This is a genomic window from Desulfurococcus sp. (assembly GCA_026626905.1).
In the GTDB taxonomy this organism is placed as follows: domain Archaea; phylum Thermoproteota; class Thermoprotei_A; order Sulfolobales; family Desulfurococcaceae; genus Desulfurococcus.
The window spans coordinates 34,473-56,928 of record JAPNUX010000006.1; the positions used below are offsets into that span (position 1 = coordinate 34,473).

Below are 22,456 nucleotides of genomic sequence, written 5' to 3' on the forward strand. Positions count from 1 at the left end.
TGCGGGGGGTGGGATTTGAACCCACGCAGGCCTACGCCATCGGGTCCTGAGCCCGACCCCTTTGACCAAGCTCGGGCACCCCCGCACCGTGAATCACTGAATTAAACTTGCTGGATTATAAAGGTAGAGAGCTGGATCCCTAGCTATACTCTCAGCCGTCTTCATCGCGTGATCACATAGCTGATGGCTGAGCAATCCCTTCGAGCAGGCATCTTCAAGTCTATCTACGTCTATAATCCTAGCTTCTAACTGAGGTGATACTACTACATCCACAAGAAGGTCGTGATACTTTAAAAGTCCCGGGGAAACCTCGGGTGGAGTGTTGACGTTTATGTACGAGCCCAGCCACACGCCATCTCTATAGTAGTTGTGCGAGATGAAGGATTCACCTAGAGGGATGAGCGCGTAGTCAACATCACCCGGCTTCTTCTCCACGTTCAAGCCGTCATAGAATCCGCCTCCAGCTATAACACGCTTAACTAGTATCCTCCTGGATCCACGTGCTTCAACCACACTTTCAATTCTCCCGGGAGTTAACTCTAATACTTCACCTGTAGGCTTGATGTGCCTAATATGAATTACATTTTTCTCTCTAATCTTGAGGAGAACATACTCCAGTAGGCTTCTTGAGATGTTACTTCTATCGCACCCGTAGGTGATGGCATGCTCTGCTAGCTCCACTAGATCCCCGAGGTTCATGGAGCGAAGAGAGTGATGCCCTATTACAGTCGGCACTATGGTATTTCTCACCTCATCGAGGAAGCTCTTCGAAAGGCTAGTGAAGCCTATATAGCCTACCAGCTCTCCACTATACAGTTTAAGCGGGGGTTCTGAATCTCTAGCCCGGGATAGCAGTCTACTATATTCTCCTAGCAGGAAGTCTATTTCAGCTCGTACATCCTCGACTCCAGCAAACCGAGAGCTACTCCTGAAGTGCACGCCGAGACCACTACCGGCGATGCGTGAGGCTGCAATAGCTGTTAGCCTCGCCTTCAACTCAGGATCCCTGATATGCTTCGAGAAATATACTCTCGAGTCACCGTGGATTAATGCTACTAGCCGGCCTGTAAGCCTAAAGCTCCTCGATACAATTATCCTCTCACCAGGGTATAAGGGGGCCCTTCTCACACCTATTATGAGCTTTCCACCGGGTCTCTCAGAGCACGGGGTGACCTGTGCCTTAAAGTCACCAGCGTCTACAGTGCACTCTCCACCCTTATTCTCCTCTACTTTAGCCAGGTAGACTGAATACAGTTCTATCTTCGATAGGGCTCTAATAGTGTAGGGTATCATGTTGGTCAGGTAGTCGAATACTTCTCTGGTTTCAGCTGGGAAGCCCACTACTATTACTCCGTCGCCGTCATCGCTGTCCTTGACTGTTACATCACTAGGTGAGTTATCGAAGCTTAAACCCAGCCTGCTCATAATCTTCTCGCTAGCCTGGACTATCCTATACCCTTTCTCGGCGAGCATTTTAGTTATTGCCGTAGAGTATATGCCTCTAACTCTAACCCGAATCAACCGGCCCTGCCTCGTTAATCATGTATTGTCTCGAGTATTGCTATAACCTGCCATATCTTTGTCCTAGCGCTTAAAGGCATGTTTGGATCCTGGCTTACCTGGTCTAATGCTCCTACAGCGTTCGCTGCTCTAACTCCAAGAGTATACCGCTCATCGCGTAAATGATTTAACGCCTCAGTAGCAGCTCTCCTAATATTTCTTGGAACAGCAGTATCATTAATAATACTCATTAAAAGGTATATAGCGCTCCTTAATTTAACCTCGTTGTCAGGAGCCCGGCTCAAGCCTCCCACCTCTCCACAACAGCTTTACTTATTATCAGATTCAATTGAGTTGCAACCTCCAAATTAAAATCTTGATTAAGCTTTAAGCTTATGTTAATGTAGTCTTAGAGGTGGTTTAAGTGTCATCAAAAGACCCAGTTAAAATCATGGCTGAACTCCTTAAGTCCGGTGCAGTAATGCTCCCGGAGACCTGTCCTGTTGAGGGATGCAACCTCCCTCTCTTCAAGTTGAAGAGTGGTGAGATCGTATGCCCTATCCACGGTAAAGTACACGTGGTTAGAACAGAAGAAGAGGTTAAAGAAGTATACTCTAAGACCTCGTTGTCAGCACTCCTCGATCGAGTGGAGGCAGCAGCTATTAAAGCTGTAAGCTCACTAGTGGAGGAAGTAGACGTAGATGCCGCTGACATCGTGAAATGGCTTGAGGTGCTAGAGAGAGTCCAAAGGCTGAAGTCTATGCTGAGAAAAGAGCAGTACATTCCCCCCTCAAGATCATAGCTTTAATCTTACAGCTTCTATCCTCCAGTGGCTTGAAGCCGGTATTCACGTAGAGAGATTGTAGTTCAGAGTTTACTACCTCATAAGTCTACCAGGTAAGTGATCGTCTAGCATATCCTCCATTCTCTTCCTATTCTCTGATACTTCTTCATTACTATCTCCCTTGCTTTCATCAGTAATCCTTCTTTATCATACATTATTATTCCATCAGCTAGCGCATCTAGTATTACACCCCAACCTCCTTCCACTGCGCCTAGAAGTTCTCGAGGTGTTAACCATATATCTTCTATTACCCCTATGTCAGCCTTATATTCTAGAGTAGTAAACCACCTAATAGAGGGGTTTTTCAGGAAGGCTTTCTACTATAATGAGCACACCTATATCGCTTTCAGGAAATGGTTTCTCCTCACCTCTCGCAATTCTCTTATGGAGTAGCGAGATCCCGGTTTACACAGTGAAGTTTATAGGTGATATACGGCCACAAGGCTAAACCCACGTGACTCCAAGAGAGATAAAGTGGCTGGGTTAAGGACCCCCCCGGCTCCATATACTACAAGCAACACCTAGTTGAAGAAGTAATAGTGGAACCGGTAAGTCAACAATTCTACTGGAGATTAAAGCTTTTAACACAACTGTCGGCCTATGTGTCTTACCAGGCTCAAAGCCTGAAGCAGCTATTAATGCCTTCACCGCCTTCTGCGATGCAAGCTCAGCGTAGAAGACCGATGCAGCATGTTGATCACTGTTGAAGATGCTGTATGCAACACTTAAGTCTTCACGAGCCATAGTAATCCAGTCACACGCTTTATCTATTCTTTACCATGGAGGCCACGCTACCAGAGGTTCTCACACTAAGTGTAAGTATAAATAATCTAATAAGAGTCAAAGTAGTTTACATCCCACGTGATATTAAGCTGTATACAGCCCTCCATACATCCTCGTATACGTGTTCTAGGGGTCTCGACGCATTAATACTCAGGAGTAACCCCATCCCCACCATCCTAAGATAGGCTTCTCGCACCCTTCTGAGGAACTCTACCTCCTCGTACTCAGGGAATCTAGATGACGCGCTGGCTTTTCTTGAGAGCCCCTCCTGGGGATCCACATCCAGGTATACTGCTAGATCTGGTTTAAGAGCATACTTGTTTACCTCTAGGATCCATTCGAATGGTGCTCCACTAGCTGACTGGTAGGCTACACTACTATAGAAGTATCTATCAGAGACTACTATAGCGTGCTCCTCGAGGAGAGGCTTAATCTTCTCCTTAATGTGTAGTAGCCTGTCGAGCGCGAAGGTTAATGCATCTATGTATGGGTCCCTCAGGTTATTGTAGCGTGACTTAATTACTTTAACTATCTCGGAGTCTGTTGGCTCATAGGTGTAGGCTGCCTTGAACCCCATTCTATTAAGCTCGCTGACTAGTCTTAAAGCTATGCTTGTCTTACCAGCTCCATCAACCCCCTCTAGCACTATAAAGTATCCCTTATTCAGCATAGATTACACCTGAGCCCCGCTTATACCTCAACAGCTTCTTTCCTTTCAAAAAAATCTTGAATTCCTCGTAGTCTACTGCGATTAGCAGGGGTATCTCAGCTATAATGCATCCTGCTATCAGTATGGGTTCAACTTCCTTCACGATCATGCAGGCTGGTGACTTACCGTGACGCTTCAGCGCGTAGATTATGTAGGAGCCTACAGTACTCCCTCTACTCCCCTTGAATACTAGGACTTTACCACTAATAGATACCTCTTCCCCCTCCGTTTTCACAACTCCTCTAGCAGGTTCTACCTCTCCTAGGAAGCTTAGGTACTGGTCTACGAGTACTGGCTCCCCCTCGCAGTCACCGTCGACTACTACTTTAACCCGCCAGCTCTCCATAGACAGCTTCAACCACCTCTCTAAGCCCTGCTATCTTAACCCGCAGCCCATGTATTCTCCTAAGGTAGAATGCAGCCTTACCGCTATTAGTTACAACTACATCGTACCTCCTGCGTAGCACTGATACTACCGGGCAGGTGCCTGCAGCTATTTCAACACCTCTTGAGACCAGCTCGCTCACAATCCACTTAAATCTTGAAGGGTACTCTGCTGGAATTGTTATCAAGAGCTTCCCTCTCCTAGGGGCCCGGTAGCCTCTCCTCCTTAGAATCCTGGCTACCTCCATGATCTCCTCTAAGCTTAAATGAGGGCACCCAGTATACCCTAGTATCTCGCCGTTAAGCGAGTACTCTCCTCCAATATACTTCTCGAGATCGCCTGCTTCAATAGTTATATTCTCCCTGACATCCAAACTGTATGTTCCTTGAGGGGTCCAGCCTGGTATAACAGCCAGTGCATGGCTGCCCGAGGCAGCCATCGCTGCTAACAGAACTTTAAGCTCTAGTAGACTAAGCCTCCTGGCGAAGGTGAGCAACGGTTTCTCACGGATGTTCTCACCTATCCAGAGGCCGATCGCCCCACTAGGGTAGCCGCTGGCTTCACGTGAAACCTCAATACTTACCTCTATAACACGGTTCTCCAGCTTGTGTAGTCCAGCATCATAGGTGAAGCCTGTGAGAGCTGCAGCTAGAGTTACAGGTCCTCCTTCTCTATTCGTGAATCCACCGTAGATGGAGTTTGCTACTATAACAGCACTACTCTCACCCCATGCTAAGTGCTCGCCGGGAGCCGGGGGCCTATACCAGTATGGGATGCAGGTGAAGACAGGCTTGAAGCCCATCCCGGTGAGAGCACTATCTATTACAGCCTGCTGGGTCATTAAGCTGTTATCTATAATTGATTGCAGGCTGCTGTAGTCCACGCCTCCAGGATTCACGGTTGTGTATACTCTAGCCCTTCCTCCCTTCTCGTAGAGCTCTCTAATGAACTCGGCACCGTAGACACCTATATTACTAAATGATACACCGGAGACGTGCGCGTGGACTATCTCAATTAGTCTCTCAGCACCCATGGATTCCCCGACTTTAACTAGTATCTCTACAGCTTTAGCAGTACTCCAACCGTACTCTCCTTTAAGCATGGCTTCCTGGAGGCGTGTTAAATACAATCTACGGGACCTCGACTCTCCTATACTTACTCCAAGGCTCGTTAAACGGCTTGACAGCCACGAAGACGACTTTATCTCCTACTCCATCCTTGCTCCTAGGATCCAGCGTGCTCCCCTTGAGGTCGCGGAGTACTATTATATCCTCTGAACCCTTCATTCTTGTTGCTAAAGCCCATTCAACCATTAATGGATTATCTACATCTATGTCGTCATCAACCACGATGACGTGCTTGACGCTTGGGTGGGCTGTTATAGCTGCAAGACCGGCTAGCCTGGCTTCCCCCGGCGACTGTTGTCTCAGCGAGATAACTACGTGGAGCCAGCTTGACCCGCCCTCTGTTAACCTCACAGACTTTAAGCCTGGTGCAACCTTCTTCACCTGGCTGTATATGACTGGCTCCCTAGGAAAGCCCATTAGAAACTGGTGTTCCCATGAACCTGGGACTATTGCATGAAAGACTGGATCCTCTACTCTAGACACGTATACAGCGAGAGGCTTGAAGACAGGCTCCATTCGCTCCTCGTCGACTAGCATTAGAATGTCTGTGAAGGGCCCTTCTCTATCTCTTTCACGTGTTATTAAGCCTTCAACCACTATGCTGGAGTCAACTGGAACTGGTATCTTGAATAAGGGTGTCTCAGCGACTAGGTCGCCGCCACCAAGGGCTGCTCCCACGCTAATCTCGAATACCCCTAGAGGCGGTGTCATAGCTGATGCTATCTCCTGGAACGGGTTAACACCTAGGACTACTGCCACCGGGGTATCCCGGCCTTCCTCACTGTTCTTTGAGACAATATAGTGGAGGTGCCTGGGTACTATTCTAATTGTTGCCTTCCCTCTCTCGTGATACATTATCCTGTGGAAGCTACTATTGCAGAACTCCCTAGTGCATGCTATTACAATAGAGCTTGTGAGGTATGACCCCCCGTCTTCCCTGTAGTACCTTATGAATGGGAGGGTTTCAAGTAGTCCTTCAGCACGCTTAAAATACTTGTCGAAGTCATCTTTTCTCAGAGTGGCAGGCTTATTTAAGGCGGCATCTAGAATTCCATATAGTTCCTCATCGCTTTTAGAATTGAAGAGCCCATGTAAATCCTGTCTTCTAGTGACTAGATTCGAGTAGCCTACAATCCATTCTTTACCTCTTACTCTGAAGACTACGACCTTATCTCTATTACTCCATGCTGCTCTAGTGACCTCGTAGCCTTCCTCCACTAAGCCTATGTCAACTATGTTTTTACCCAGCCTGCCGGCTAGTTCTTCGAGAGTCTTCAGATTCAAGCTCTCAGGCCCCAATGTACTCCTCGCTGTAGTCTTCTCTAAGCCTTATAGGTGACAGCTTTAAGATATCTATCTTTCCCTGGAATCCTGTTCTAACTAGAACCTGCTTACTCTCGAAGTCCAGCTTCTCTAGGAGGCAAGGGTAGTCTCCTCCTCTTAGAGAGCCTACACTACAGTAGACTCCTTTCTCAAAGCCTAAATTATGGACTCTCACCTCGCTTACCCCTAGCTTCTTAGCTAGTTCCTCCCTGCTGACAGCTTTAATAGATCCATAGATGTTCAGTTCGCCGTGGATCCGTGAAGCATAGACTACTTTGCCCTCTACTAGGCCTTCAAGCATAGATGCATCAACAGGGTACCCGTGGAATAGTGGATGGCCATTAATGAGTATGGAGTCCATGGGGATCCTCCTTAAAGGCGCGTTCGCCAGGAAATCCCTATACTTCATGCTTCTCAGCAGTCTTCTCTCCTCTCTGCTGCGAATTTTTCTTGCTGAGGGTTCTGGTAGCTCATATACCTCAACACCAATCAACTTGTACCGCTTAAAGTACTGGCTTAAACCCTCACCGAAAACTACTATGACATCTGGTTCCACTACTTCAACCAGGTGTTGCTTGTAGTATACGGCGCCGGGGTCCTTAACCCAGCCATCAGTATCCACTACTGTAATATTACATCCAGCAGACTCTGCGAGATTAAGCAGCCACTTTATCTCCCTGGGAATCACGTGGGTATAGCCTTGCGGCCGTATATCACCTATAAACTTCATTGCGTAAACCGGGATCTCGCTACTCCATAAGACTGGCTTCTCAGGTACCCCAAGAGAGATAAACCCGGGAGGACCTATATTAGACTGGCCGAGGTCACCGTCTACCAAGCCTGGCTTTAAGCCTGTTGACATAGCTATATTCACGAGTAGAGTTGAAAAAGATGATTTCCCTGAATCCGTGCCCCCAATAACCACTATTCTCTTAAATCCTCTTGAAACCACGTCTAGTGCTAGATTAACCCTCATCCTATAGGGGTCCTGTTCATCTAGTGGCTGTATAGTGGATTCATTACTCATGTTAACATCGAGCTCTGAGTCTTCTAAGGCTTCAATAATATAGTTTCTCGATTTGTGGACAACTAGGCTCTCTCCTTCCCTAAAAGTCCTCCAGAGGATACTCACTGATCCCTTAGTGATAGTTATATGCATAGGGCCGTATACCTTAACAAACTCGCCTCTAGCGAGGCTTAAACGCGGAATCTTACCCCACCTCAACACCCTTCTTTAAAGCTATCTTGTATGCTGCATAGACATCCTTCTCCCTGTAGGGCTTTACCCTCCTTAACCTCGACTCGAAGACCTTCATCTCCCCGGTTTTAAGAGGGTTAGGAGTTGTATCGTCTTCATCTACAACTTCAACTCTTAACCCAGTATCCTTTCTAATTAGGAGGGCGGTCTCCACTCCTTTATGCTTGGATCCCACTCTCACAACTAACTTCCCCGCGGGTATGCAGCTAGCCACGTAGGATAGCGTGTTGAGGAGGTCTACATAGTCTCCTGACCCATGCATTACGTACTCGCCGTCACCTATTACTATGTAGCCTAAGCGTCTCCCGGGGTCAACGCCTACAACAAGCTCGGAATACTGCTCCTTCAAGTGGCTGGCTAGAATAGCCTTCTCCAGGTTAACGCATTCATGGCCTGGGTCGTAGACGACTAGTAAATCCTTTCTCTCTGAGGCTTCTCTTAGGAATAAAGGGTGGTCAGTGTACACTACGCTACCGTATGGTACTTCACTGCTCGAGTAGTAGTGAGTGAAGTAGACTCCCCTCTCACGGAGAATATCGAGGACCCTGATAAACCATCTAGGCTCGTATACTGCTATCACCAGCGGGCGCTTCTGCAAGCCTATGGGTCACCAGGTTTAATCCTAATTAGATATCCTGATATTATGATTAACTCTTAGGGTGATTTTTATAGGATTATACACAGGGAACCCCGAGATAGATGAACTCATAGATAAGTCTACAGTAGCCACATTCTACGGTGTAGCCGGGGCTGGGAAAACCATTATGCTGCTAGTAATAGCAAGCAGGTTCTGCAGGAACAAGGAGTGCATCTACATTTCAACTGAGGGGACACTCCACTACGAGAGAGTAGCTGCTAGTCCAGAAGACTACGAGTGGAGTCTCTTTACTGAAGTATATGATCTCGAGAAGCTTGTAGATCTAGCTACATTTATCCGCCTTCAGGGCTTTCAGGGAGTCTTCGTGGATAGCGTTAACTCGCTCTTCAGGCTTAAAGCACTCAATGAGGGAGCACTCTCCAAACTAGCATACATCATGGCGTCTCTGAGAAAAAGTGTCGAGGAGACTGGCGGTAAAGCCTTCATGTCCGCTAAGGTGAAGGCTGAGGAGGGGGAAGATACGCCTGTAGGTGAATCCGTCTTAAAATACTACTCGGATCTAGTAGTGCATCTAGGTTTAATGGGCGATAAAAGATACGCCAGGATAGTTAAGCCGGAAGGTAGTGGAAGAAAATACCTGTACGTGATTACTGAGAGGGGTATTACATGGCTCTCGGAGAATACATAGTGTGGGCTGCGAAATACTACCTCCCAGGCATGATTGCTAACGCATCCCCCCTCCTCGTGAAGGGTACTAAGCTGATTGACGGGGGAAAGCGATTCATCGATGGAAAACCAGTTTTCGGTGGACACAAGACATGGGAGGGTTTTGCTATAGGGGTAGTCAATGCATATATCACTGGGGCAGCACTAGGATTCATCCTCGGAGACCCATGGATCCAGGTGCTATCAGTAATCACGGGGGCTTCGGCAATGACCGGGGATTTAATCGGAGCCTTCGTGAAGCGCAGGCTGAGTATACCACCAGGCAGGCCTCTGCCAGTAGTAGACCAGCTCTCTTTTGCTTTAACGATAACACTTGTCTACTTCATATTGGGTGTAGAGGAGGTAGTTAAACACTTAGACTTCATCGCGGCGACACTTATCCTCATATTCATACTACACGTGTTAACCAATTATGTAGCCTATATACTTGGCATTAAAGACGAGAAGTTGTAGCTGTGTTTCACATCCCCGCTATTAGCCTTCCAGGTCTATACTGCTAGCCGTGGACTGGGCTCGGGATTTCAACCTGTAGCGTTCTTAGCGATCATATCTAGGAGTCTCTCAACTTCTTTTCTAACCGGTAGTGGTATGCCCGGCACGCTGATACTCATGAAGCCTCTCACTAGCACAGATTTAGCTTCACTCTCAGTGAACCCTTTGCTCATCAGGTAGTGAATTTCCCTCTCAGCTATCATGCCTATAGCTGCCTCATGGGTTAGAATTGAGCCCGGCTTCCTCGATGTTATTGCTGGTAGTGATGAAACCACTGCTTTCTCGGAGAGCTGTAATCCAAGGCATTCTATATGGCCTCTCGCTTCAGCCTCATAGGCCTCAATACTACTTCTAGCATATACTTCAGCACTATCAGTTGCAACTACACGAGAGATTATTTCAGCAGAGCTCCCCCTCCCCTTCAGCAGCACCATGGATCCTTGATCATATACTCCACTCCCGCTACCAGCTATTATTGATGCAAGATAGGCTTTAGCGCCGGCAGAGAGCTCGACTCTAGGATACGTTTGAAGGCTAGCGATCTTACTGTAAATCATGTAGTAGCTAACATACTCGCCGTCTTCATCAACCCATACTGCTGTCCGAGGTCTCACATGCATTCCTTCAGCCCATGCATGTATCATTGTAAACGTGAGCCTAGCCCTCCTTGAAACATAGAATTCTGAGACCCCTATGTGAACTCCCTCACTGACACCATGGGGTACACTACACCCTGTTACCAGGTGTGCTTCAGCCCCCTCATCGATGAATACAATGTTGTGAGCATACTGTATTCTCCTATTCGCGGTTATCGCGAGGCAAGTGTATATGGGTATAGGGACTTTAACACCTTTAGGCACGTATATGAAGTAGCCTAACTCGCCTCCATGAAGGAATACTGAAGCAGTGTACTTATCGCTCCTGGGATCCACGAGCCTCCACGCGAGGCTCCTAGCAATCTCTGTCTTCTCGAGGGCTAGACGAGTAGGCATAATTCTCACACCATACTTTCCAAGCGTTCTCTCCAGTATACGGTACAAGGCTAGCTCGTTGACCTGAATGTATGCTGCTGAAGAAGCATCTATGCCTATTCTCCCGCCGGCATTCACGGCTTCTCCGGGAACCTCTCCCCCACTTTTAATTTCCGCTGACTGCGACTCTCCGGTTGAATAGTCATCTAGGTTAATGTCAGGGCCGTACTCAGCTGGCTTTAAAAGAGCTCTTCTAACCTCCTCTAAACTATACCCTTCCACTCTCTACCACCTCTAAGTGCTTCCACCCCTTTTCTATACCCAAGCTTGAATATCACGGGTAAGACTTCATCAGGGGAACCTGTGTATACTACTGATCCGTCAATGAGCACGTGAACACTGGTTATCCGGCTGAGCTTGTTAGCCATTAAGCCTGTATGAGTGACTAGTAGTATCGAGCCACCTTTACGGAGGATTAAGTCGGTGACTCTAGCAATACTTTCAATGCTCTCTACGTCAACACCGCTATCGGGTTCATCAAGCATTGCTAGCTTCGGCGACTGGAGGAGAGATAGGAATAACTCGGCTCTCTTTCTCTCACCGCCACTAAAACCTACAAACAAATCTCTCTCGAGTAGCGGGTCTACTGAGAGCATCTTTGACACGAAGCCTGAATCCTCGCATCCAAACTTACTGATAATGAATCTAGCAATATCCTTGAGTTTCACCCCCTTGATTTCAGGCGGGTTTTGATAGGCTAGAGCTATACCCAGCCGTGCTCTCTCATAGGCTGGTAGCTCTGTGATATCTCTTCCATTAAAGTATATTCTACCCGACACCACCTTCAAGTAGGGTAACCCCATTATTGACGCTAGAAGTGTTGATTTACCACTACCATTAGGCCCCATTACTAAGTGGAGCTCACCCTGCTTGATGGATAACGAGATACCTCTAAGCACAATCCTACCGCCAACCTCAACAGTGAGATTCTGAACCTCCAGCATACCCCCCGACCTCAGTAAAACGGAATAAACTCTCCTCCTAGTTTAAGCTAGCATGCCGGGTGACTTATCTTGAATACTCGAGGTAACTTGAATATAGTGGCCCACTGGTTTAAAGCCTGCCTGCTCAGCCAGCTTCTTCTCAACGAGCTCGTGTAGCTTCGCCAGCATTCTTCTTATATCCTCCATTAAAACTACATCGCTGTACCCGTGTACTACTATACTGTGGGCGAAGGGGCTTGGCACGTCCTCCGGGCCTACTAGCGCTACCTTTATATCGCCTCTTCTAACCTTCTCCAGAATCTCTACTGCTTCATCAATATGCATGTAGTCCATTAGTATCTCCCTGTAGGTTTCCTTGAGGACGGGAAATCCAGGTATTTCCTCAACAGCCTTTAAAAGCTCCTCTGCATTCACCTGTAGTTTCTCCACGCTTCTCTCTGTATCCCTATACTTTCTCAGTAGCATGAAGCTCCTGGCTGCTACATGCCTGAATCTCCTCTTGAAGAGGTCAGTTTTCCTTACAACTTTCTCGAGGATCCCCCATGCACTCTCAACTGGTATTGAAGTGAACCATTCAAGCCATCTACCCTCTGGATGACCTGGCAGTGTAAGCATGAAGCCGGTATCAGTCACGGTTAGCCTGATGTTAACTCCCAGCTCCCTGCTCACAGTGTAAGCGTAGAGTCTTGCTAAAGCATCATTAGCTTTACGCCCGAAGACCGAGTGGACTATTATATTCCTGTGGGAGGATTCATCGTATACCTCGATTAATATGAGGTTGTCTGAAGGGATAAGCCCATTAGTGTAGAGTTTCTGCTCCATTATGTAATCGCAGACTGCTTCAGCAGCATGCTTTTGCAGCCTGTACTCTCTAACGAGGAATTCAATAGTCTTCTCCCTCCCCTGTACCTCAAGCATCTCAGAGATAATCCTTCTAAACTTCCCTACCTCTACAGCTGAATCGTATGCTAGTGGAAGCATCTCACTAAACCATGATGGAACTGTAGGCTTCTGACCGTCAGCAGGCTCCACGTAGACCTTAAAGCCTTTAGAGTACAAGTACCTGTATACTCGTCCACCGAGAACAAAGAGGTCTCCTTGTGTAAGGTATTCTACAAAAGCTTCCTCTAAATCTCCAACATACCGGCCTTCAAGAGTGTAGACGCTTGCTTTACTCTCATCTGGTATAACACCAATGTTCTGGTAGTATATCATCCTCGTATTCCTCTTCCTCCCGAAGACCCCTTCGCTCTCGTCAAGCCAGATTTTAGAGTAGACTTTTTGATACTCGTAGAAGTCGCCCAGCCTAGCTGCTAGGTATCTTACTACTGAGAGAAAATCCTCGTAGCTGAGATCGTGGAATGTATAAGTTCTCCTTACAAGCCTGTAGGCTTCCTCCAGCCTCCACTTTCTCTCTAAAGCCATGCCTACTACATGCTGGGCAAGGACGTCGAGAGGATTACGGGGTATTCGAACTCTATCTATCTTCCTCTCGAGAGCCAGCTTTGCTAGCACTACGGATTCAACTAGATCATCGCGGTCTACAGCTATAATCCTACCCTTGCTAACCTCCCTTATATGGTGTCCAGCTCTACCAACCCGTTGGAGGAGTCTTGTGACACTTTTAGGAGAGCTGAGCAGTACTACCAGGTCTATGTAGCCTATGTCTATTCCAAGCTCTAGTGATGTAGAGCTTACTATGGCTTTAAGCTCTCCTTTCTTTAATTTCTCCTCTACTTCAAGTCTTACACTTCTGCTTAGACTACTATGATGAGCTTCAATATCATCTACATCTAGTACTCCCTCCTTCTCAAAGATCTTTCTGAGCCTGAATACTACTCTCTCAGTAGCACTCCGAGTGTTAGTGAAGACTAGCGTAGAACGGTGCTTTTTTATAGCCTCCTTCAGCTCCCTGTATATGGCTTCATTTATTTCTTCGGCTGAAGCTTTAACCACATCTCCCACAGGCACTACCACACGTATATCCATTTTCTTATCGAATCTAGCATCCACTATTATGCAGTCTCTCGGCTCGCCGTTATCCTTGTAGCCTACTAGAAACAACGCTACATCTTCTAGTGGTGATATAGTGGCGCTAAGCCCGATTCTCTGTAGTGGTCTACTAGCGAGCTCCTCTAGTCTCTCAATACTTAAAGCCAGGTGGCTTCCTCTCTTACTGGATGCTAATTCGTGTATCTCATCGACAATTACTACTCTAGTGTTAGCTAGCTTCTCGCGGAATCTAGGGGCGTTTAAAGCTATCGCCAGGCTCTCCGGGGTTGTAATAAGTATGTGGGGTGGGTCTCTAGTCATTCGCTGCTTTTCTCCCGGGCTAGTGTCACTTGTCCTTACAGAGATCTTGATTGAGGGGAGCTTGATGCCTAGAGCCTCAGCCTCTCTTCTGATACCCTCTACTGCTTCAAGTAGATTCTTCCTCATATCGTTGTTTAAGGCTCTGAGGGGGCTCACGTATACTACGTGCACACCTTCAGGTAGAACACCTTTCTCCTCATACTCCCTGTACATGCTGTCTAACACGCCAAGGAATACTGCTAGAGTCTTCCCGGTTCCAGTAGGACTGGAAACAAGGATATTGAATCCTTTCTTGACGAGAGGTAGGGTTCGCCTCTGGACGGGAGTCAAGTCACCATACTTCTTGATAAGCCATTCTCTGATGTAGGGTCTCAGCTCCCCTAGTACTTCGCGACTGGAGTAATCGTTTACGGCGTATTCTACTGGCGTTTCCCTCACCTGCTATATAGAATATACACTATTCTTTATACCAGTATATAGATAGCGCTTATTATTGCTACATTAATGCGTGGCTGAAGTAGTATGCTAGGGCCACCTAGAACTCTAAGCAGGCTAGCTGAGGATCACGTCCCGGGGCCACCTGTAGGCTACGTAAGCATACCCCAGCGTGTTTACGAGGATCCATAGCCCTGTCACCACAACCCCATGCATTAAACACCATACACTACTAGCTGCAAAGAATACTGCAATTATTATCTCCCATGGTATTCTAAGCCTCTTATACTCCCATTGGTATGCTCCTTTAGGTGTTCTAGCATACTTTACTTTAATTCTCAGTATTGCTTTAATAGTATTATAGAAGTAGTATGGTGAGAGAGCTGTTGTAACAGCAGATGCCCTTCCCATGTTTACCAGCGTCCTCCACGCTGAGCTATTGTACTCTCTGATGCTCTTATAGTAGAACCAGCCGAATAACCCCTCGGCGAGAAGTAAAGCTGTAATCAAGTATAGGTATCTCGCTAGAATATCCACGGGGTTCACAAGGGTATAGACTGCTAGCACTAGAGTTCCAAGGAAAACTAGTGAGGGTACAATGTACTGTGAGAGGAAGAATAAGGCTTCTATCTTACCTAGCAGTCGCTGCCTGGATGCAACTATATGCTTAAACCTTGATACTAGTGTATCAGCAGCACCGTAAGCCCACCTAGACTGCTGGATCCGTAGTGCTTTATAGGTGGATGGGTTTTCAACGTATATAGCACAGGAGTCAAGGTATACTATGTTGAAGCCATGGTATATTATTCTCGACCCGATCTCCATGTCATCCTGAAGTCTCTCTTGATCCCATCCCCCGAGAACATTCTTGAGAACTCTAGTCTTATAGAGGGTTCCAGTTCCCAGTGGGAAGACGCTTAAACCAAGGCTACTTCTACCACGGTATATAGCGTTAACTATGAACTTCATTGAGTATCCTAGTGCCTCCCCAAGCCTTGAATTAGTGTTTAAGGGCTCCCATCTACCCACCACAGCTATGGTATCCTCGCTGCCCTCGAGTAATGCAACCCCGTTATCAAAGAAGCACTTCTCAGGCCTGGAATCCACGTCCATCACGTAGATGTAGTCTTTATTCGAGAGATTCAAGCCTGTATTCAAGGCGCCAGTGCGGAAGCCTACAGGCATACTCCTCCACACCAGCCATACATTTAAGCCGCTCCTCCTCCACTCATCCAGCCTCCTGTAGAGCTCTTGTTTAACGCTTTCATCATCATCTGATACTACTATAATCTCGTAGCCTGGAATACCCAGGCTGTGAACGTATCTAACTGCCTCATCAAGGTACTCTACAGGTTCTCTTCTAACAGGTATTATGAACGATATGTCACGGGCCATCCGGCCGCCCTGTGGAGTAGGAGGTTTATACTTGAGAGCCCTCCACGAGAGTAAAGCGTAAGTAGTGTAGAAGAGTAGCTGAGGTATTGAAATCATTAATGCTAGAACTGCTTCCAGTAATACTATTGTGTCTACTGTAGGCATATAAGCATCCCTGTGACTTAGATACACTAAGATGGTGGAATAAATGGTTGAAGTAGCCTGGCATGGACATGCTTGTGTATCACTTCGTAGAAGAGACGGCTACACGATAGTCATAGACCCACACGACGGGTACAGTATAGGGGTTAAGAGACCAGAGGTTAAAGCCGACCTAGTACTCGTCACACACGACCACTTCGACCATAATGCTGTAAGCGTAGTATCAGGGGATAAAACAAGAGTTGTTAAATCATTTAGAGGGGAAATGGTGGTTGATAACATAAAGGTCACAGGACTCCTCACATATCACGATAAACTCAAGGGTAGAGCTAGAGGAGAGAATACAGTTTACATCGTGGAAGTAGATGGCAAGCGGGTAGCTCACCTAGGTGATTTAGGTGAGATACCTGGATCCAGTGTAATCTCAGCGCTTAAAGGCGTAGACCTGCTAGCCATACCGGTTGGCGGCACCTTTACAATAGAGCCGGGTGAAGCATGGAGGCTTATAGAGGAGGTTAAACCCGTGAACATTCTACCAATACACTACTGGATAACAGGTGTAACACTCCCGTTAAAGCCTCTCAGCGAGTTCCTCAAGCATGTAAAAGACTACAGGATTGTAGAGCTCGACACCAATAAGTTCACGCTCGAAGACTACACTAACAGCGTTATTAAGCCACGCTACATGTAGTAGCTTAGCCTGAAAGCATCCCGTTACATGCTTAAAGCCTGTTTGTGATGAGTCACACCCCCTGAAGCATGATGAGGGATCAACCGGCTGAGGTGGCTTACACTGGCTTACACATGGGAGCCTAAATGGGAGCCCTATAAAGTGGAAGCCCATGGAATCTCGTTCACAACCTGTAGAGACAGGGTTACAGGGCTGATAGCCTGCCCTATCTGCATACACGCATCCTCAAAATGCCTTGGCGGGAAGCCTCCAGCAGGAGACTACAGGTTCGAGAACTCCTTCTTCTACACGCTTGATGATCTAATTCAGCACTTGAAGGCCTACCACTTGAGGGGATGGCATAAGAGAATAGAGAAGATTGCTAGCATGGATAGCATGGAGGAGTAATGCTTGCTGGAGGTATGCGTCTACGGGAACCCGACGCTAGACTGGATAGTAGCAGGTAGTGAGAGTACAACTGCGTATGGAGGTGGTGTATACTATTCAACTCTACCTTTCCAAGGCAGTAGTCTCTACAAGGTCAGCGTGTATACAGTTTACTCTCCTAGAATACACGGGCATCCAGTCTACAGGCTTCCCGGAGTACTTCAATACTCGTCTGCAGCAACGGTATTCAAGCTAGTATACAATGGAGCATCACGTACCCTGTATTTAAAGGAGAAGGCTCCCCCGCTATACCCCTGGAATCTCAGTAGTAGTCTCTGCCATATAGCAATAGTCAACCCGGTCTTCCACGAGGTGAATGAATCTCATTTAACTGCTATAAGCTCCCGTACACTACTACTCGCAGGGGACATCCAGGGATTCATAAGAGTTTCCGAGAGCAATGGAAAAATAACTTACGCGTCCTGCAGTAGCAGTTTAATAAGACTCCTCAGATTCTTCCACTTAATCCACATGGATCTAGACGAGCTGAAAGCCTTCACGTGCACTAGCAGTATTGATGAAGCAGTCGACAAGCTAAAAGATACCGTGGGTGGAACAATAGTCGTAGTAACAGGTAGGCTAAAGCCTATTAGAGTAGTATACAATAAAGCATCCTACAGTATTAGTGTAGATGACTCCCCTCTAGTGAATGATAAGACAGGAGCAGGCGACTTCTTCATTGGAGCCACCGCTAAGTACTTCTGGAGCACTTGGGATCCAGTGAGGGCGGTTGAGAAAGCACACGAAGAGACAACGAGATGGCTGCTAGAGAAAAATGCTTCATCGCCGCCTGCCACCCTGAAGTAAATACTGGTACTTGATAGTGCTTCATCCACAGGGTCTGCACCATCCTGCTCGTATTACTAGTCTACTTGACTTGCTGGAAATACTGAAAATTGCTGTATCCGCTTTAAAAACACACCGTGTGCTAGGTGCTACTCAAACCCTCTTCGAGTGGCAGGCGGCTCTGCGATTATAACTTTTTCTAAATCCCCTTATATATCTTCAAGCGGTAGTCGTCATGATTTAACGCTATGCCATGGTTTTCTTAGCATTCTGGTTCTCTAAGAGTTATCGATATTAAGTGTTTCTGAACTAAGGGTATGCATGGTGTGTGTAAATGAAGGCGTATGTGTCAGTAGATCTCGAGGGCCTCCCGGGTGTTCCATCACCGACAATGCTTAATCCATGGGGTTCCCAGTTCAATAGGGCTGCTAGTATCGTCACAAAACTGGTTAATGTTGTTGTTGAAGAACTCTACAAGAAGGGCTTTAATGAAGTTTACGTAGCTGATAGCCACGGCTTAATGACTAACATAGACTACCTTGAACTGGATAGCAGGGTTCAACTGATTCAAGGCTACCCGCGCTCGATCAGCATGATGTCCCTCCTAGACTCCAGTTTCAACGCAGTCCTCTTCCTCGGCTATCATTCAGCAGCTGGAACAATGCACGGTATCTTCGACCATACCTTCAGCGGTAGAACATTCGCTGAGGTGAGAGTTAACGGTAGAAGAGCTAGCGAGTTCATATTAAACAGCCTGTATGCTGGAGAACACGGTGTTCCAGTAATTCTTCTAGCAGGGGATGAATACCTTAATACTGAGGTCGAAGAGTACTCTCCCTGGACTGTATTCGTGGCTTTAAAGAAAGGTGTATCAAGGTATAGCGCTATCTACCCTGGATTAAGCAGCGTGATCCAGCGGCTTAGAGAAGGAGTGAGCGAAGCTGTTGAAAGATTAAAGAAGGGGGTTGCTAAGCCGCTCGCGTGGCAAACCCCATACAGAGTCGAGTTGACTCTTAGAGACTCCCTGGTAGCCGATGTACTTGAAGCTCTACCAGTATTCAAGAGGATTGATGCATATAGGGTTGAATTCACTGCGAGTACTGCGAGAGAGCTACTAGGCTTCATAGAGCTAGTTGCACATGTAGGCTATGGTATAGACGCGCTGAAAAATAGTATTAAGTGAACTGCGCTAGGTACTCTTCAACAATACTCTCTAGGATACCTCTAAGTTTTTCATCAGCCTGCTTACGGATTAATTCGTAGAGGTGTCTTCTAGTGCTTTCAACTATCTCTTTAACGCCACGGTAACCGGTTTCAATGAGTCTTAAGCCTTCAAGCACTGTTGCAATATCATCGGAGACTTTGACTACAAGCGCCTCCAGGCTTTCAGCTCTCTCCAGCTCGCTGAGCAGCGGGGTGTACTCCTTCAGGCCTAACTCCTCCATAGCCTTTAACTCTAGTGCTGAGAAACCCTCCTTAAAGTTCTCTTTAACACCTCTTACAACATCACCTGTAACAGCCTCGGCAGCATCGTGAATAAGGCTCATTGAGAGGACACGGGTGTAGTCCAGCTGGAAGCCTCTTAGAGATAGCTTTCTAGCAATATCCATTGATATAAGGGATACCAGAAACGAGTGGTCGGCGACACTTTCAGCTATTGAGGGTGGAACCCCTCTCATCACCCAACCGCTTCTAGGTATATAGCGCAGGTTGAGGATAAGTCTCACGTTCACTGCGGGATCTCCCAGTAACCTGCTAGTAGCCTAGTATTTCATCCCATAGATCTCTGCTTCTACTACTCCTACCTGTGCTTGAGGCTTCAATGACAGCAGGCTTCCCCCTGGTCTCCTCGAAGAACTTTAAAGCTATCTCCGGGAATAAGCAGTATGTTAGCACATCCTCCTCTCTACTATAGTATCCTTTCTCCACGAGTGTTCTAAAGCACTCATCATACATGGGCTTTAAGAGGTCGGCTGGACGCACATCTATCGGCTTCTCATCCCCCAGTACAAGCTTGATTACCTCTTCTTTTATTGGTGCTGGCGGCCTACCGTAGAATCCCTTCACGTAGTCTCTTACCTCCTTAGTCACCACCTTGTAGCGACCATGGATAACGTTGAGGACGGCTTGAACCCCTACTATTTGTGATGTCGGCGTGACTAGTGGAGGCCACCCGAGATCCTCTCTCACTCGTTTTACCTCTTCAAGTACTTCTCCGAGCTTGTCTTCAGCGCCAACCTCCTTCAGCTGCACTAGGAAGTTAGATATCATTCCTCCAGGTATCTGGTGCTCAAGGACATTAGGATCTGGCAGGAATATCTTTGGGTGAATTAACTCCTTGTATTTCTCGAAAACAATTTTCTCAAGGTATATGCTGATCTCCTTTACAGCTGAGAGGTCTATGTGGGGTCTACTCCCATGTGGGAGAGCATAGTACATTGTCTGAATGCTGGGGTGTGATGTCCCGAATGCTAGAGGGCTGATAGCTGTATCAATAAAGTCGGCTCCAGCTTCAACAGCCTTCAAGTATGTTGCAACAGCTAGTCCTCCAGTGTAATGTGAGTGCACGTCGACCGGTATCTTGAACTCCTTTTTAAGCGCGCTGACGAGATGGAAGGCTGTCTCCGGGTCTAGGATACCCGACATATCCTTGATGGCTATGTGGTCTACTTCCAGGGCGACAAGTTCCTCGGCAACTTTCAAGTAGTGCTCGATTGTGTGGACAGGACTTATCGTGTAGGTTAGTGTACCCTGAACTACTCCTCCCACCTGCTTTGCTTTCCTTATAGAAGTCTTCATGTTCCTTACATCGTTGAGGGCGTCGAAGACCCTGAAAACATCTATCCCGTTTTTATAGGATAATTCAACGAATTTCTCGACGAGGTCGTCTGGGTAGTGTCTGTACCCGACTATATTCTGGCCTCTGAGGAGCATTTGAAGCTTGGTTCTCTTAACTCTCTCACGTATAATTCTCAGCCTTTCCCATGGATCCTCTTTTAAGTATCGGATCATGACGTCGAATGTAGCGCCTCCCCACATCTCAATGCTGTAAAAGCCGGCTTTATCGATCTTATCGAGTATTGGGATCATATCCTCTGTTCTCAAACGGGTTGCAAGAAGAGACTGGTGGGCGTCTCTAAGCGTTAAATCAACAATCTCAACCATTCATACCCCCTGAACTACTCTAAATAGATGTAGCTTGCTCTATAACTAGGCTTGCAGAGGATTATTAACTCTTCCATTACCTGTCATAATAAAGGAAAAATCAGCTGTTCTCGTATCATCTAGACTACGATTCGCCGACAAACTCAGCTAGTAGTTTAATTCCCTCGGCGAGATCGCTTTCACTCATTGTAACAAATGTCACTCTGAGATGGTTTCTCCCTGCTTCACCGAATATCGAGCCTGGTAGCATGGCAACAGCCTTTTCTTCCACGAGTTTTAATGTGAACTCCACATCGCTTGATACCCCCTTCCTCTTCATGTAGTAGCTTATATCTGGGAATAGATACATGCTTGCAATAGGCTTATGGAGTTTCGCCATGGGTAGGCTTCTAGCGAAGGCTTCGTAGGCTGCATCACGGCGTCTCCGGTATACTGGTAGTACTTCACGTAGATACTTATCCTTGATGCCTAATGTAAGATAGTAGTATGCAAGCCACTGCATGGGGACTGGTGCTACTATCCCTAGTACTCCTTTAAGCTTCACCATCTCAGCTACTATATCGCTAGGACCGTACACGTATCCCAGCCTGCCTCCAGGTATCGCTAGGTCTTTACTGAAGGAGCCTACAACCACCAGGTAGTCCATTGAGGGTGCAAGCTTCTCAAGCCATACATGCTCGCCCTCGTAGACTATATGCTTGTACGCTACATCATATATGACCCACGCCTTCTTCTCGTAGGCTACATCTATAATAGTCTCTGCAACCTCTCTACTTATAATCCTGCTTGTAGGGTTATCAGGGCTGGCGAAGAGGATGGCTTTAGCCTTCGAGCCAAGCTTGCTTTTAATGCATTCAGGGTCAGGGTTGAAGCCTGTCTCAAAGCTCTGCTTGCAGGTCTCTACTTTTAAGCCTAGTAGCCTGGCTAGATCCCAGTAGACGCTGTACGAGGGGTCTAGGAGGAGGAGTGTGTCGCCTTCATCGAGGAGCGTGATTAGGGAGATAACAAGTCCATCGGAACCTCCCGCGGTAATCAAGATGTCCTTTGGTTGAACCTCTATTCCCCCATACTTCTTTAAGTCCTCTGAGATAGCTGTCCTCAACTCTAGGAGGCCTTGTGTAGGAACGTACTTGAAGTGCTTGAATGGATCCCTTCTAGTCATCTCGATGAAGTATTCGAGGGCAGTGGTATCAGGTGGGAGCCCGGGTTGACCAGCAGTATAATTGTAGACTTTTACACCCCGTCTTGCAAGCTCATCAGCTTTAGCTATTAGCACTCTTTGAGGGTTGACCGGGAGGCTTGATGCACGCTTCGAGGCTCTCAATACTCGATCACCCGTACAGCTTATAGTTAGGCCACGTTAAAGTAAGGATGGGTGAAGTAA

25 protein-coding genes and 1 tRNA gene are annotated in these 22,456 nt (G+C 47.0%); 8 read left to right on the forward strand and 18 right to left on the reverse strand.

What is annotated here, in order from left to right; translation table 11 throughout:
• The 3 genes from OWQ48_05250 to OWQ48_05260 all read right to left on the reverse strand — a co-directional run bounded on the left by OWQ48_05250 (position 1) and on the right by OWQ48_05260 (position 1,805).
• Positions 1-85 (reverse strand) — tRNA-Leu (locus OWQ48_05250).
• An 8-nt stretch (positions 86-93) separates the two neighbouring features.
• A complete protein-coding gene (locus OWQ48_05255; GenBank protein MCY0868616.1) occupies positions 94-1,521 on the reverse strand; it encodes a DUF402 domain-containing protein in 1,428 nt (475 codons plus the stop codon).
• A 14-nt stretch (positions 1,522-1,535) separates the two neighbouring features.
• Positions 1,536-1,805, reverse strand: a complete 270-nt coding sequence (locus OWQ48_05260; protein ID MCY0868617.1) for a UPF0147 family protein — start codon at positions 1,803-1,805, stop codon at positions 1,536-1,538.
• Positions 1,806-1,924: 119 nt separating this feature from the next.
• On the opposite strand from OWQ48_05260, the gene OWQ48_05265 reads away from it, so the two are divergent.
• Positions 1,925-2,302: a hypothetical protein gene (locus OWQ48_05265; GenBank protein ID MCY0868618.1), complete on the forward strand. Its 378-nt coding sequence runs from the start codon at positions 1,925-1,927 to the stop codon at positions 2,300-2,302.
• A 107-nt stretch (positions 2,303-2,409) separates the two neighbouring features.
• On the opposite strand, the gene OWQ48_05270 is transcribed toward OWQ48_05265, so the two are convergent.
• On the reverse strand, positions 2,410-2,550 hold the full coding sequence (locus tag OWQ48_05270; GenBank protein ID MCY0868619.1) for a hypothetical protein: 141 nt from the start codon (positions 2,548-2,550) through the stop codon (positions 2,410-2,412).
• 119 nt (positions 2,551-2,669) lie between these two features.
• On the opposite strand from OWQ48_05270, the gene OWQ48_05275 reads away from it, so the two are divergent.
• Positions 2,670-2,792 carry a hypothetical protein gene (locus OWQ48_05275; GenBank protein MCY0868620.1) on the forward strand — a complete coding sequence of 41 codons (123 nt, stop codon included), beginning with the start codon at positions 2,670-2,672 and terminating at the stop codon, positions 2,790-2,792.
• Positions 2,793-2,827: 35 nt separating this feature from the next.
• Here the strand turns inward: OWQ48_05275 and OWQ48_05280 are convergent, their stop codons facing one another.
• The 7 genes from OWQ48_05280 to OWQ48_05310 form a co-directional block, all read right to left on the reverse strand.
• Positions 2,828-3,088 carry a HEPN domain-containing protein gene (locus OWQ48_05280; GenBank protein MCY0868621.1) on the reverse strand — a complete coding sequence of 87 codons (261 nt, stop codon included), beginning with the start codon at positions 3,086-3,088 and terminating at the stop codon, positions 2,828-2,830.
• Between the two features lie 106 nt (positions 3,089-3,194).
• Positions 3,195-3,797 carry a dTMP kinase gene (gene tmk / locus OWQ48_05285; GenBank protein MCY0868622.1) on the reverse strand — a complete coding sequence of 201 codons (603 nt, stop codon included), beginning with the start codon at positions 3,795-3,797 and terminating at the stop codon, positions 3,195-3,197.
• A complete protein-coding gene (locus OWQ48_05290; GenBank protein MCY0868623.1) occupies positions 3,787-4,182 on the reverse strand; it encodes a DUF126 domain-containing protein in 396 nt (131 codons plus the stop codon). The genes tmk and OWQ48_05290 overlap by 11 nt, the downstream gene beginning before the upstream one ends.
• Complete coding sequence (locus OWQ48_05295; protein MCY0868624.1) at positions 4,163-5,350, reverse strand: aconitase X catalytic domain-containing protein; 1,188 nt, start codon at positions 5,348-5,350, stop codon at positions 4,163-4,165. The genes OWQ48_05290 and OWQ48_05295 overlap by 20 nt, the downstream gene beginning before the upstream one ends.
• 1 nt (position 5,351) lies before the next feature.
• Entirely contained in the window at positions 5,352-6,632 is a 1,281-nt protein-coding gene (locus tag OWQ48_05300; GenBank protein ID MCY0868625.1) for a UbiD family decarboxylase, read from the reverse strand.
• Between the two features lie 4 nt (positions 6,633-6,636).
• Positions 6,637-7,896, reverse strand: a complete 1,260-nt coding sequence (locus OWQ48_05305; GenBank protein ID MCY0868626.1) for a Clp1/GlmU family protein — start codon at positions 7,894-7,896, stop codon at positions 6,637-6,639.
• The gene (locus OWQ48_05310; protein MCY0868627.1) at positions 7,883-8,527 is read right to left on the reverse strand and encodes a hypothetical protein; all 645 of its coding nucleotides are present in this window, start codon (positions 8,525-8,527) and stop codon (positions 7,883-7,885) included. The genes OWQ48_05305 and OWQ48_05310 overlap by 14 nt, the downstream gene beginning before the upstream one ends.
• A 61-nt stretch (positions 8,528-8,588) precedes the next feature.
• Between OWQ48_05310 and OWQ48_05315 the strand changes: the two genes are divergently transcribed.
• Both OWQ48_05315 and OWQ48_05320 read left to right on the forward strand, forming a co-directional pair.
• On the forward strand, positions 8,589-9,215 hold the full coding sequence (locus tag OWQ48_05315; protein ID MCY0868628.1) for an AAA family ATPase: 627 nt from the start codon (positions 8,589-8,591) through the stop codon (positions 9,213-9,215).
• Positions 9,194-9,706 (forward strand): CDP-archaeol synthase, encoded by a 513-nt coding sequence (locus tag OWQ48_05320; GenBank protein MCY0868629.1) that lies wholly within the window; start codon positions 9,194-9,196, stop codon positions 9,704-9,706. The genes OWQ48_05315 and OWQ48_05320 overlap by 22 nt, the downstream gene beginning before the upstream one ends.
• Positions 9,707-9,774: 68 nt before the next feature.
• Here OWQ48_05320 and OWQ48_05325 read toward each other — a convergent pair whose 3' ends face one another.
• From OWQ48_05325 to OWQ48_05340, 4 genes are all read right to left on the reverse strand, one after another.
• Positions 9,775-10,998 carry a SufD family Fe-S cluster assembly protein gene (locus OWQ48_05325; GenBank protein MCY0868630.1) on the reverse strand — a complete coding sequence of 408 codons (1,224 nt, stop codon included), beginning with the start codon at positions 10,996-10,998 and terminating at the stop codon, positions 9,775-9,777.
• The gene (locus OWQ48_05330) at positions 10,980-11,720 is read right to left on the reverse strand and encodes an ABC transporter ATP-binding protein (GenBank protein ID MCY0868631.1); all 741 of its coding nucleotides are present in this window, start codon (positions 11,718-11,720) and stop codon (positions 10,980-10,982) included. Before OWQ48_05330 ends, OWQ48_05325 begins: the two co-directional genes overlap by 19 nt.
• Positions 11,721-11,762: 42 nt before the next feature.
• Positions 11,763-14,471, reverse strand: coding sequence for an ATP-dependent helicase (locus tag OWQ48_05335; GenBank protein ID MCY0868632.1), 2,709 nt, complete (start codon positions 14,469-14,471; stop codon positions 11,763-11,765).
• A 114-nt stretch (positions 14,472-14,585) separates the two neighbouring features.
• The gene (locus OWQ48_05340; GenBank protein ID MCY0868633.1) at positions 14,586-16,007 is read right to left on the reverse strand and encodes a glycosyltransferase family 2 protein; all 1,422 of its coding nucleotides are present in this window, start codon (positions 16,005-16,007) and stop codon (positions 14,586-14,588) included.
• A 43-nt stretch (positions 16,008-16,050) separates the two neighbouring features.
• Here OWQ48_05340 and OWQ48_05345 point away from each other — a divergent pair, with 43 nt between their 5' ends.
• The 4 genes from OWQ48_05345 (at position 16,051) to OWQ48_05360 (ending at position 19,090) form a co-directional block, all read left to right on the forward strand.
• Positions 16,051-16,695, forward strand: a complete 645-nt coding sequence (locus OWQ48_05345; GenBank protein MCY0868634.1) for an MBL fold metallo-hydrolase — start codon at positions 16,051-16,053, stop codon at positions 16,693-16,695.
• A gap of 141 nt (positions 16,696-16,836) precedes the next feature.
• Positions 16,837-17,082 (forward strand): hypothetical protein, encoded by a 246-nt coding sequence (locus OWQ48_05350; protein ID MCY0868635.1) that lies wholly within the window; start codon positions 16,837-16,839, stop codon positions 17,080-17,082.
• A gap of 3 nt (positions 17,083-17,085) precedes the next feature.
• Positions 17,086-17,928, forward strand: coding sequence for a sugar kinase (locus tag OWQ48_05355; GenBank protein ID MCY0868636.1), 843 nt, complete (start codon positions 17,086-17,088; stop codon positions 17,926-17,928).
• A 313-nt stretch (positions 17,929-18,241) separates the two neighbouring features.
• Complete coding sequence (locus OWQ48_05360; GenBank protein MCY0868637.1) at positions 18,242-19,090, forward strand: M55 family metallopeptidase; 849 nt, start codon at positions 18,242-18,244, stop codon at positions 19,088-19,090.
• Here the strand turns inward: OWQ48_05360 and OWQ48_05365 are convergent.
• From OWQ48_05365 to OWQ48_05375, 3 genes are all read right to left on the reverse strand, one after another.
• Positions 19,083-19,640 carry an HD domain-containing protein gene (locus OWQ48_05365; protein ID MCY0868638.1) on the reverse strand — a complete coding sequence of 186 codons (558 nt, stop codon included), beginning with the start codon at positions 19,638-19,640 and terminating at the stop codon, positions 19,083-19,085. The genes OWQ48_05360 and OWQ48_05365 overlap by 8 nt on opposite strands.
• A gap of 22 nt (positions 19,641-19,662) precedes the next feature.
• Complete coding sequence (locus OWQ48_05370; GenBank protein ID MCY0868639.1) at positions 19,663-21,072, reverse strand: pyruvate carboxylase subunit B; 1,410 nt, start codon at positions 21,070-21,072, stop codon at positions 19,663-19,665.
• A 124-nt stretch (positions 21,073-21,196) separates the two neighbouring features.
• Positions 21,197-22,396, reverse strand: coding sequence for a pyridoxal phosphate-dependent aminotransferase (locus OWQ48_05375; protein MCY0868640.1), 1,200 nt, complete (start codon positions 22,394-22,396; stop codon positions 21,197-21,199).
• Between the last annotated feature and the right edge of the window lie 60 nt (positions 22,397-22,456).